General features: G+C 63.2%; 9 protein-coding genes. 5 read left to right on the top strand and 4 right to left on the bottom strand.

Translation table 11 applies throughout. The features are described 5' to 3' along the window. The first annotated feature begins 234 nt into the window (after positions 1 to 234). The 4 genes from I6F12_RS30355 (at position 235) to I6F12_RS30340 (ending at position 5,232) form a co-directional block, all read left to right on the top strand. Positions 235 to 1,389, top strand: a complete 1,155-nt coding sequence (locus tag I6F12_RS30355; RefSeq protein ID WP_225124506.1) for an ABC transporter ATP-binding protein — start codon at positions 235 to 237, stop codon at positions 1,387 to 1,389. Next, on the top strand, positions 1,386 to 3,176 hold the full coding sequence (locus I6F12_RS30350; RefSeq protein WP_225157892.1) for an ABC transporter permease subunit: 1,791 nt from the start codon (positions 1,386 to 1,388) through the stop codon (positions 3,174 to 3,176). Before I6F12_RS30355 ends, I6F12_RS30350 begins: the two co-directional genes overlap by 4 nt. A 32-nt stretch (positions 3,177 to 3,208) precedes the next feature. Beyond that, positions 3,209 to 4,303, top strand: coding sequence for an extracellular solute-binding protein (locus I6F12_RS30345; protein ID WP_036011588.1), 1,095 nt, complete (start codon positions 3,209 to 3,211; stop codon positions 4,301 to 4,303). 113 nt (positions 4,304 to 4,416) lie between these two features. Continuing rightward, entirely contained in the window at positions 4,417 to 5,232 is an 816-nt protein-coding gene (locus I6F12_RS30340) for an IclR family transcriptional regulator (RefSeq protein WP_036026695.1), read from the top strand. Positions 5,233 to 5,346: 114 nt separating this feature from the next. On the opposite strand, the gene I6F12_RS30335 is transcribed toward I6F12_RS30340, so the two are convergent. Further along, positions 5,347 to 5,727, bottom strand: a complete 381-nt coding sequence (locus I6F12_RS30335) for a hypothetical protein (protein WP_225157891.1) — start codon at positions 5,725 to 5,727, stop codon at positions 5,347 to 5,349. Positions 5,728 to 6,092: 365 nt separating this feature from the next. Here I6F12_RS30335 and I6F12_RS30330 point away from each other — a divergent pair, with 365 nt between their 5' ends. Further along, a complete protein-coding gene (locus tag I6F12_RS30330) occupies positions 6,093 to 6,404 on the top strand; it encodes a hypothetical protein (RefSeq protein ID WP_225114043.1) in 312 nt (103 codons plus the stop codon). A gap of 66 nt (positions 6,405 to 6,470) precedes the next feature. Here I6F12_RS30330 and I6F12_RS30325 read toward each other — a convergent pair whose 3' ends face one another. The 3 genes from I6F12_RS30325 to rpoH form a co-directional block, all read right to left on the bottom strand. Next, the gene (locus tag I6F12_RS30325) at positions 6,471 to 7,742 is read right to left on the bottom strand and encodes an efflux RND transporter periplasmic adaptor subunit (protein ID WP_225134981.1); all 1,272 of its coding nucleotides are present in this window, start codon (positions 7,740 to 7,742) and stop codon (positions 6,471 to 6,473) included. Beyond that, complete coding sequence (locus I6F12_RS30320) at positions 7,739 to 10,921, bottom strand: efflux RND transporter permease subunit (protein ID WP_225157890.1); 3,183 nt, start codon at positions 10,919 to 10,921, stop codon at positions 7,739 to 7,741. The genes I6F12_RS30325 and I6F12_RS30320 overlap by 4 nt, the downstream gene beginning before the upstream one ends. A gap of 81 nt (positions 10,922 to 11,002) precedes the next feature. Further along, entirely contained in the window at positions 11,003 to 11,926 is a 924-nt protein-coding gene (gene rpoH / locus I6F12_RS30315) for an RNA polymerase sigma factor RpoH (protein ID WP_036011601.1), read from the bottom strand. Between the last annotated feature and the right edge of the window lie 60 nt (positions 11,927 to 11,986).

Below are 11,986 nucleotides of genomic sequence, written 5' to 3'. Positions count from 1 at the left end.
CCAGCCTTGTTCTATATTGTAGAACGCAATTCTAAATTATGTTAGGCGGGTTTGGACGATGTTGTCAATCTGGCTTCGCCGGCGGAGCCTAGATTTCCAGGACTCTCGCGCGCAGCCGGCCGCAGCAGCGCACTTTTGCGCCGCGATCAGGCGGCGCGACTTGACAAGACGACGCGCTGCTCCAACAATAATTGGAATGACGTTCTATAATATAGAACATACTGGGAGGATAGAATGGGCGAGCCTTCGGCTCAGCGTGCGATGCGCTCTGGCGATGCGAACGTTCGGACATTGCCGACCGGCCGCCTCCGGGACCGCGACGCGTTCGGATCGAGCATTGCCGTCCGTGAAGCGGTGAAAGCTTACGGCAACTTTCATGCGGTCGACCGGATCAGCATCGACATCGAGCCCGGCGAATTCATCACGCTTCTTGGCCCATCCGGCAGCGGAAAAACGACGCTGCTCAACCTTGTCGCCGGATTCCAGAGCCTCGACAGCGGCGAGATCCTCGTCGACGGCAAGCCGGTCCACAACGTACCCACGCACAAGCGCGGCTTCGGCATGGTGTTCCAGAGCTACGCGCTGTTTCCGAACATGACGGTCAGCCAGAACGTCGCGTTTCCGCTTCGGATGGCGGGGGTCGACCGGGCGACTGCGGAGCGGCGCGTCGCCGAAACGCTGGAGATCATGCGGCTGACGGAGCATGCGACGAAGTCTCCCTCGCAAATGTCGGGTGGACAGCAGCAGCGCGTCGCGATTGCCCGCGCCATCGTCAGGAAGCCCAAGGTCGTGCTGATGGACGAGCCCCTCAGCGCCCTCGACCGGCGGTTGCGCGAGCAGATCCAGATCGAGATCCGCGACCTTCACCAGACCATCGGCAGCACGATCCTGTTCGTCACCCATGACCAGGGCGAAGCCCTGACGATGAGCGATCGCATCGCGGTACTCAACGCCGGCAAGATCGTTCAGATCGGCCGCCCCCTGGACATCTACCGGCATCCGACAGATCGCTTCGTCGCCTCGTTCGTCGGCGAGAGCAATCTGATCGAGGCCGAGATCCTGCAGAAGCGCGGATCGACACTGACGATGAAGAACCGTGCAGGATACGTGTTCAGCGCCGAAAGCCGGGACACGATCGACGTCGGACGCGCAACTGTGCTCGTGCGTCCGGAACGCATCGCCGTGTCGAACGAGCCGGCTGCGAATTCCACGCCCGTCAGCGTCACGTCTGCGATCTTCCTCGGCGAGATCCTGCGGATCGAGGCGCAAATGGAGGGCGGAGATCCGCTCCTGATCCGCTGCACCGACATGGCCGACCGGCCGCTGCCGGCCGTCGGCGATCGTCTGCACGTGAGCTGGGGCGCCGCGGACTGCTGGGTGCTTGCATGACCGCGGCATCGATCGGCGCCCAGGCAGGCCGTCCTGCGGATCTCGATCTCGTCAGGAGGTTGAAGGATCCGGCGCTGCTGCTCCTGCCCGCGCTCGCGTTTCTGGCCTTCATCTATCTGCTCCCGCTGATCGATCTCATCCGCATCAGCGTGAGCGGGCCGTCGTGGTCGACCTATTTCGAGCGGGTATTCGCCATACCGCTCTATTGGGATTCGCTCGTCCGCACGATGCAGATCTCGGTCACCGTCGCCGGACTGTGCCTGCTGTTCGGATATCCGACGGCGCTGCTCATTCACCGCAGCCGCGGCATGACCCAGGCCCTGATCGCGACCGCGATCGTGCTGCCCTATTTCATCGCCATCCTGATCCGAACCTACGCCTGGATGGTCCTGCTCGGCCGCAACGGGCCGGTCAACAAGCTGCTGGTTTCGGTCGGAATATTGAGCGAGCCGGTGCAGCTCCTCTTCAATCGCGGCACGGTACTTCTCGGCATGACCGCGGTGCTTCTGCCGCTGATGGTGCTGACGATCTATTCCAGCGTGGCGCGCCTCGATCAAAGCCTGACCCGCGCGGCGCTGGCCAGCGGCGCCGGGCCCATTGCGGCGTTCTGGCGCGTGTTGCTGCCGCTGACCCTACCCGGGATGGGCGCCGGCTTCCTGCTGGTCTTCGTCGCAGCGATCGGGTTCTTCATTACGCCCACGCTGCTCGGGGGACCCGGCGACCAGATGTTTGCCATGCATATCACCCAGCAGGCGGACTCGGTCACATCGGAGGGATTCCTGCAGGCCTTGGGCGTGGTGCTGCTGACGATCACGCTGGCGGTGGTCGCGGTGGCCGGACGCTTCCTCGGCTTCGAGTTCATCTGGGGCGGCCGCAAGCTGACCGAGGCCGCACCGACGACGACTGACCGCCACGCTGCCGATGTCGGCCGCCGTAGTTTCGGCGCCTCAGCTGCCGACTTGATAGGCTGGCCGCTTCTGAGACTTTTCGGGCGGCTGCCGGCGAGTTTTGGGACCTGGACAGTTCGCCTTCTGGGCGGACTGGTCATTACCGTTCTCATCCTGCCGATCATCGTGGTGATGATCATTTCGTTCAGCAGCGCAAGCTATCTGACCTTCCCGCCGCCGGGCTTCTCATTTCGCTGGTATGAGCAGTTCTTCTCCGATTCGAACTGGATGCGGGCGTTCTGGACATCCTTGGTCGTCGCGGCGATGTCGGCCGGAATTGCGATCGTGCTGGGCGCGTCGGCCGCCCTCGGCATCGTCAGGAGCAGCATTCGCGGCAAGTCCACCATCATGCTGCTGCTCGTAAGTCCGATCATCGTGCCTCCGGTCGTGCTCGGCCTGTCGCTCTACAGCCTGTTCCTGCGTTTCGACCTGGTCGGCTCCGTCTTCGGCCTTGCCGCGGCGCATGCGATCGGCGGCCTTCCCCTCGTCGTGGTGATCCTGTCCGCATCGCTTCAAGGCGTCGATACAAGGCTCGAACAGGCGGCTGCCGTCCATGGCGCATCGTCCCTGACGGTGTTCCGCCTGGTGACGCTGCCGGCCATCATGCCGGGCCTCGCTGCAGCGACATTCTTCGCCTTCCTGCACTCGTTCGACGAGTTGGTGCTGACGCTGTTCCTGTCGAGCGCGGAGCTGAAGACGCTCCCGCTCATGCTGTGGGGCGACATCAATTACCGGCTCAATCCGGTGCTGGCCGTGGTCTCGACGCTGGAGGTGCTGCTGGTGGTCGCAGGGCTCGTCCTTGCACGGCCCGTTCTCGCCACGTCGCGGAAGGCAACGTGACACAGATCAATTTCAACTGGAGGAAAGAGAAAATGCTGGGAATGAAACGCTGGCGACTGTCGGTTTCCGTATTGGCCTCGGCCCTGTGCATCGCGATGGGGACGGGCCCGGCTCAGGCTCAGAGCAACGTCGTGATCATGCAGGACCCGGGCGGCGGATATGGCGATGCATTGCGCAAGGTCATGTACGATCCGTTCGAGAAGGCGACCGGCATCAAGGTGGTCACCGTCCAGGAGGCGCGTAGCGGCCCACGCATCAAGGCTCAGGCCGAGGCCGGCAAAGCTCAATGGGACCTGACGTTCATCTTCGACCAGGAGACCAAGCTGCTCGGCGACTGTTGTCTCGCCGACATCGACTATTCCAAGCTGTCCGACGCGGCCAAGCAGACGCTGGCGGCCATGCCGGACAATCTTAAGCGCAAGAAGGGCGTGGCGCTGCAGGTGATCGGCGTCGGCCTCGTCTACAACAAGGACAAGTACAAGGGCGAGAACGTGCCGACCAGCTGGGCCGACTTTTGGGACGTGAAGAAATTCCCTGGCCGGCGCTGCATGCCCGCCTGGCCGCGTTTCGTCTTCGAGGCGGCGCTGATGGCCGACGGCGTAGAGAAGAGCAAGCTCTACCCAATCGACATGGAGCGGGCGCTGAAGAAGGTCAAGGAGATCAAGCCACACATTGCCAAATGGTGGACGACATCCGCACAGCCGCCGCAGCTCCTGCTCGACGGCGAGGCCGACATGTGCATGGCCTACACCGGTTCGATGAGCAAGCTCGCGCTGGAGGGCGCCCCGATCGAGCTGACTTTCAATCAGGGCTTCATCTACTACGACTTCTTCTCGATTCCCAAGGGAGCGCCGAACTACGACAACGCGCTGAAACTGCTGTCGTGGCGGCTCGAGCCCAAGCGCGCGGCGCAGCTCACCTCGACCTTCCCGGTCGCCCTTCCCTCCCAGGTCGTGTTCGAGGCCGCAACCGACAAGAAGCTCGCGCGCTACTGGGCCAACAACCCGGACAACGTCTCGAAAGCGATCGAATGGAGCCCGGATTATTGGGGCGCGACTTCGCCGGCTGGAAATTCCACCAATGAAGAGTACGGGCAGGAGAAGCTCAACGCCTTGCTGGCCCAGTAAGCAGGCTGATCAGCCCCGATCCGAAAGGATCGGGGTTAATTCCACACCCGGGCTATTGCCGTTCGCGCGGCCATGCTAGATCGAGTGAAATATCATTCTATTTTGGCTGGTGGATGGATAAGGCTTTTACCAAGGGACTGCGTCTCCTGGAAGCACTTGCTCTGAGCGAGCAGCCCCGCGGCGTCACTGACCTCGCGAGCGAGCTGAAGCTCACCAAGAGCAACGTGCATCGGCTGCTGATGACTTTGCAGTCTCAAGGCTATGTGCGCCAGATCCCCCCGCACAGCACCTACGAGCTCACGACCAAGATCTGGGCGCTCGGCAGCCATGTCATCCACCGGATGGATCTCATCAACGTCGCGCGACCGGCAATGACGAAGCTTGCCGAGATCACCGGCGAAACCATTCACCTGTCGGTGCTCGAGGACACCGACGTGGTCTATGTCGACAAGATCGAAAGCGCTCACCATATCCGCGCCCATACAAGCGTGGGTATGCGCGCACCCGCTTTCACCATGGCGACAGGCAAAGCGATGCTCGCACATATGCCTGATGACTACCTGGAACGGTTCCGGCCGCATCTGAGGCGCTACACGGAAGCGACGCGAACGACGATCGAGGAGCTGCGGGAGGACATCGAGCTGGCACGCGCGCAGGGCTACTCCTCCGTCCTGCACGGCGAGTGGCGCGAGGGCATCGCCGCCTGCGCTTGTGCCATCCTCGGTCGTTCCGGCGAACTCGTGGGAGCGATTGGCATGTCCGGGCCCGACAGCCGCATCAAGCGCAAGCAGATAAAAGAATATTCGGTTCACGTGATGGAGGCAGCCCGAACCATCGGCGCTGCCCTCGGCTATTCCAGTAGGCCGGCGGCATATCCAGCAATGCGAGGCGGTCCTAGACAGTCACATCAATCACGACGAGCCACCTGATCTTTCCAGGACGGCGTTGGTGCCGGGCAACGGAAGCAGCCGCTGCTCGTCCATCGCGGACTTCAGATCGAGGTCCGCACCCGTATACCCGGCCAGGAAGTGGGCATCCCCCGCTCACTCGCAAAAGCCGAGGGCGACAACGGCATCGGCTTCACGGACGCGCTTGATTCGCTCGACCGCGCCCGCGCCGCCGATCGCAGCGGCGACATCGACGCGTGCCGCCGGGAGATCGCACGCGCGCGGGCCGTCCTGAGATAGCAAATGCCGCTCAAGGGTCGAAGGCAAGGCGATGCGCGCAACGCGGTCGTGCAGCCGTGGGAGCAGAACGTGCGTTCTGGAAATGCTCGCCCGAGCGCAGGTTTCTAATGTCAATGCAATCAGGTGGAGCCTTCTCCATGCATAAACAGCACTCATCGAACAATAGGCCACACACGGGCCGGGATCGCGCCGAGCCTTCTTGATGAATTTCAGTGCGATGCTTGCTGCGTCTTGCACCTGCCACTAGGGGTTCGATCTGCGTCCGACTTCAGCATCCGGGCGGCAGCACCGGCGACACGCCGGGCGTTGGTGCTGCGCCTGAAGCGTTCGCCGGCAGCACAGTCGCAGGCGAGGCGAGATTCATCGAGACGCCTTCCATGCAAGCCGAGCTGTTCGGGCTGGGCACAACCGCAGCGTTCGGGTCTATGCCCGTCCCACCGGCACCACTGGCTTCCGCCTGAATCGTACCAGGTGCGGGGCTTGTATCCACTTGCGGGATCGACAATGGCCGGGACGCAGCGCTCGTCACCTCTCCCCCCGGCGTCGAGCTGCATCCGACCGTCGTACCTGTTCCTGAGGGCGCAGCCGAGGAGATCGTACCGGTGGCGCTGCTGTTCTGCCTTATCACCGGCAGCAACGGCGCCGCGATGCCCGGTGGTGCAAGGCCTGTCGGCGATACGGTCGGCGTCGCCGGCACCGGCGTCGGCGATGACGACGGCGGAGCGCAGACGACCACCGTCCCCGGCGTCGTCGGATCCGACGCGAGCGGAACCGGCGCCAGCGTCGTGTCCGGAGCACCTGACACGGTCGTTGCGGAAAACGGCCCGGGACTGTTGAGCGGTGAGACCACGATCGCGCCCGGCACCGTCGGCAGATCCATTGCAGTAGTGCCGGTCGTTGCGACCTGTGCCTGACCAGCAGAGCTTCCGAGCAGCAACGCCGTCGCCGCTGCGAGTACAATTCGCATCATCTTTCGCGTCCTAGCTCGCCTCGCTCTTGCGAACGGTGACCTTGCTTCCCTCCGCCAGATTGACCGCGGGATTGAGCACGACCTGGTCGCCGGGCTGCACGCCGTCGCGCACTTCCACCGTGGTGCCGAAATCCCGGGTGATCGAGACCTGCTGAAAATGGACCGTGTTGTTGCGCACAACCACGACATGGAGGCCGTTCTGGTCGAAGACGAGCGCATCGGATGGGATCGTCGTCGATGCTGTCCTGCGCGGGATCGATAGTTCGACCGTGCAATATATGCCCGGACTGAGCAGGCCATCCGGATTGGGCACGTCGATCTCGGTTAGCAGCGTCCGGCTTCCCGGCTGCAGCGCGGTTGCGATCCGCGTGACCTTGCCCGCAAACGTCCGCCCCGGAATCTCGGGGACGCGGATATCCGCATCGACGCCCGGGCCAACGCCGAACGCTTCGTCCTGTGGCACGAACACCTGGGTTCGGATCACGTCGGAATGCATCAGCGTGAACATGAAGGTGGACCCGGCTGATACCAGGCTGCCGTTGTCCACGTTACGCTGCGTGACCACGCCGTCGAATGGCGCCACTACACGCTGATAGGACTTCTCCTGCTGAAGAACTCGGATCTGCGCTTCCTGCGCCGTGATATTCGACTGGGCGACACCCACCGCGCCTTGCTGCGCGCGCAGGGTGAGACGATCGTTGTCGCCCTGTTGTGCCGTCAACCAGCCCTGCTTGACGAGATTGCTGTCGCGCGAGTTGGTCACGTCGGCCAGTTCCCGGCTTGCCTCCGCCTGCTGAAGCGCGGCCTGGTCCTGCGCGAGCGTCGCTTGGGCCTGCGCGATTTGCTGGTCGAGCTCGGGCGCAGTGATTTCCACGAGCAGCTCTCCCTTCTTGACCCGATCGCCGATATCGACGTAGCGCTTCTCGATGTAGCCGCTGGTCCGCGCGAAGATGTTGGCCGCCTCGAACGCGGTCGTCGTCGCCGGCAGGCTCACCTTCATGATGTCGCCTCCGGGCTTCACCGTCGCGACCCGAACCTCGGGAAGGTTGGTTCGAGCCTGCTCTGCCACAGCGGCAACGCCACGCATGGCCTCATAGTGCCGCCAGCCGCCGATGCCGAGACCGCACGCAAGCAGCAGGAGCACGCCTCCGCCGAGCAGCGCGCCGCCGTAACGGCGTCCGGATCGAGGGCCCTTTCCCGGCAGTTCCACAATCCGGAGGCTCTCCGCCCCCGGGCGGTGTGTCGCCCCGTCGTCATCGGTCCTTGCGCGAACGTCACTCATTCCGGTTGCTCCTCGAATACCCCATGATGAGGCTTGCCGTCGTTGCCTTTGCGCAGCATGGCGAAGAGATAAGGCACGATCAGCAGGGTGGTCGGTGTTGCAAACAGCAGACCGCCGATGACCGCCCGCGCGAGCGCTGCATTCTGCTCCTCGCCGGGCCCGCCGATCGCCATCGGGATCATGCCGACGATCATCGCCGCCGCGGTCATCAGCACGGGCCGGATTCGCGTCCGGCCTGCGCTCAGCGCCGCCTGGAATGCCGAATGCCCCTTCAATTGCTCGTCGCGTGCGAATGTCACGAGCAGGATGGAGTTCGCGGAGGCTACGCCGATCGCCATGATGGCTCCCATCAGCGAAGGCACGTTCAGCGTCGTCCCGGTGATAAACAGCATCGTCACGATGCCGCAGAATGTCGCCGGCAGTGCCAGGATGACGACAAAGGGATCGCCAAAATTCTGGTAGTTCACGACCATCAGCAGGTAGACGAGGATGGCCGCGAACAGCAGTCCAAGGGAGAGATCGCGGAACGATTGGTGCATGCTCTGGATCTGGCCGAGAACCTGGATCGAGTTGCCCGGCTGGAGTTGCTTCTGCAGCGTGGACGTCACCTTCTCGATGTCAGCCGCGACGCTGCCGAGATCACGGCCCTGCACGCTCGCATAGACATCGTAAACCGGCTGCACATTGGCTTGGTTCGAGTTGGTCGGAACGGTGCCCCGCTTGAAGGTCGCAACATTGCTGAGCAGGCCCGGCACCGTCTGCCCGCTTGCGGCAAGCGAGGCCGAAACCGGCGTATTGCCCAGCGCGTTCAGCGAATTGGTCCTGTACTCTGGCGTCTGCACAGCCAGGTAATAGGGAATGCCGGAAGTCGGATCCGTCCAGAAGTTCGGCGAGACCTGCGCGGACGATGAGAGGCTGACATTGATGTTGGTTGCCACCGTGCTCGCATTGAGACCGAGTTGCGCGGCGCGGGTGCGGTCGATGTCGGCGTAGAATGCGGGAGCATCGACCTCCTGCTGCAGATGTGCATCGACCACGCCGGGGATCGCGGCGAGACTCTTTTGCAGTTCCTTGGCGACGGCGAGATTGTTGTTGCCGTAACCGACCGTGCGGACATCGATCTGCGCCGGGAGACCGAAGTTCAGGATCTGCGTGACGATATCGGCCGCCTGGAAATAGAACGTGTCCTCCGGGAATGCCCTCGGCAGCACCTGCCGCAGCCTCCTGATGTAATCCGCCGTCGGCTGGTGCCCTTCCTTCAACGACACGAGAATGGTGCCGTCGTTCACCCCGATGGTGGAACCGTCCGTGAAAGCAAGGTTATAGGGCCGCGCCGGCAGGCCGATATTATCGACGATCAGCGCCCGGTCGTGCTCGGGAATGACCTCGCGGATCTTGTCCTCAACTGCCTGGAAGATCGCTTCCGTCCGCTCGATCCGCGTGCCCGCGGGGGCGCGAACATGGAGCTGGATCTGGCCGCCGTCGATCAGGGGATAGAAGTCCTGGCCGACATAGGCGAACATCGTGGCACCGAGCGCCAGCACCAGCACGGCGACGACGGGTATCACTGCGCGGTGCCGCAGCAGTTTCAGCAGCAGATCGGAATAGCCGTCGCGCAGGCGTTCGAAACCGCGCTCGAATGCCGCGGAGGCGCGTGCGAGGATGTTTGACGGCCGATTGCCCTCGCCATGACGTTGCTCGCCCTTCAGGAGCAGGCCAATGGTGATCGGCGTCAGCGTCCGCGACAGGCCATAAGACGCCAGCATCGCGAACACCACGGCAAGGCCAAGTGGCGTGAACAGATATTTGGCCGGGCCCTCGAGGAATACGACCGAGATGAACACGCAACTGATCGCGAGCGTCGAGACCAGCGTCGGAATGGCGATTTCGGCGGCTCCGTGCAGAGTCGCGTCCGGCAGCGGCATGCCTTCCTCGGTCCAGAGCCGGTGCGTGTTCTCGACCGTCACCGTCGAATCGTCGACGAGAATACCGACGGCAAGAGCAAGGCCGCCGAGCGTCATGGTGTTGAGGGTCTCGCCGAGGAAATAGAGGACGATCAGCGAGGACAGCATCGCCAGCGGGATCGAGATCAGGACGACGAGCGTCGATCGCCACGATCCCAGGAACACCAGAATCATCAATGCCGTCAGGCCCGCCGCGATCGCGCCTTCGCGCAGCACACCATCGACCGAGTGTGTGACGAAGATTGACTGGTCGAACAGCTCGTTCACCTTCAGCCCCGCGGGTGCCGACGCGCGGATCGACGTCAGGGCCGCTTTCACGCCGTTGACGACGGCCAGCGTGGAGGCATTGCCGTTCTTGATGACGCTGAGCAGGACGGCGCGGTGGCCATCCTCGCGCACAATATTCTGCTGAACCTGGGCGCCGTCGCGGACCTGGGCGACGTCCTTCAGGAAGATCGTCGCCCCGTTCGCGAACTTCACCGGGATCATGTTGAGATCCTGGATCGTCGCCGGCGTCGCGTTGGTACGAACGGTGTACTGGGTGTCGCCGATCTTGGTCGTGCCGGTCGGCAGCGTCAGGTTCTGCGTGTTCACTGCGTTGACGATGTCGAGCGGTGTCAATCCGCGCGCCAGCAGCTTGTTCGGATCGAGGTCAACCATGATCTGGCGGTATTTGCCGCCGGTAGGCGTGGGCAGGGTCACGCCTGGAACGGGAGCCAGTTGCTGGCGGACCCGGTAGATGCCGAAATCGTAGAGCTGCTGCTCATTCAGGTTGTTCGATTCGAGGCTGAGCTGGAGCACCGGCACGCTTGAGGCATTGAACTGCACGATGATCGGCGGCTGGATGCCGGGAGGCATCAGAGCGCGGATGGCGTTGGTCGCCGAGACGATCTGCGAGATCGCGAGATCGAGATTGACGTCCGGCTGAAAGTAGATCTTCTGAACCGACAAGCCGTTGAGGGTCTGCGCCTCGATATTCTTGATACCGCTGACATTGGCGCTGATCGAATACTGGCTGTAGGTGCTGACGCGCTGTTCCATCTCCGGCGTGGAAAGGCCGGTGTAGCTCCAGATGACAGTGACGACGGGAATCCGGATCTCCGGAAAGATGTCTGTCGGCATCGAGCGAATTGCGATGCCGCCGAGGAACAGGATCAACGCCGCAAGCACGTAGAAAGTATGCGGAAGCCGCAGCGCGAAGCGAACAATTCCCATGATTGGTCTGCCTGAAACAGGGTTACGCAGGATCGTCGGACAAGTGAGGGCGGCCGCGCCTCCGTTCAAATGAAAACGAATTCAGTCGCTGCACGCGGCGGCGTGTGACACATCATGCGCGGCGTTCACGACGGCCCGTTTGACTTTGGCGAAGGTACGGATCTCGATCTGCCGAACCCGCTCGCTGGATATGGACAGCTCTCGGGCGAGCTGATCGCGCGTAACAGGACATTCCTTCAGGCGCCGCGCCTCGAAGATATGACGCTCCCGCGGCGCGAGCCCGTCCAGTGCAGCGCGCAAAGCCCTGCTGCGCTGCTCCGTCTGGTCGTGATCGGCAAGCATCGTCTCGGCGTCGACCGCACCATCGACCAGCAGGGCCTCCAGCTCGGTTCCACCGTCCTCGTCACCGACGCGCGCGTTCAGCGACATGTCGCGGTGGAGTCGCGCGTCCATCTCGATCACCTCGCGCGCCGTCACCTCGAGCTTCCCGGCGATCAATTCAGCGACGTCGGGTGTGAGCCCGGCCATCGCACTGCTGGTGGCTTTCCTGATCTCGCCGCGGAGTTTGAAAAACAGCTTCTTCTGCGCAGCCGTCGTCCCGATCTTGACCAGGGACCACGATCGCAGGATGTAGTCGTGAATGGTGGCCTTGATCCACCAGATCGCATAGCTGGAGAATCGGGCGCCGTGCCCGGGCTCGAAGCGCGACGCCGCGATCACGAGGCCGAGGTTCGCTTCCGCGATCAGATCGACCAGCGGCAGACCGTATCCCTTGTAACCCCTCGCCAACTTGGCGGCGAGCCGAAGATGGCTGGTGACGAGCGCATCCGCGGCGCGCCGGTCCCGCGTTTCCTGCCAGCGACGCGCCAGCTGCTGCTCCTGACCTGATTCAAGTAGCTCGTAGCGCCGGATTGCGGCGGAATAGGCGGTGAGGAACGGCGTCGACACCGCTGCGATCGGCACGGCAACAGGATCGCGGCACACCACCTCATGGCTCGTCTGCATTTGTCACTCCTATAGTCCGGGCCGGCTGATTGATCTCGGAGGCACGGCACGTCATTTGGC

Source organism: Bradyrhizobium sp. IC4059 (assembly GCF_020193615.1).
Taxonomy (GTDB): Bacteria; Pseudomonadota; Alphaproteobacteria; order Rhizobiales; family Xanthobacteraceae; genus Bradyrhizobium; species Bradyrhizobium yuanmingense.
This window is presented reverse-complemented; position numbering and strand designations above follow the sequence as displayed.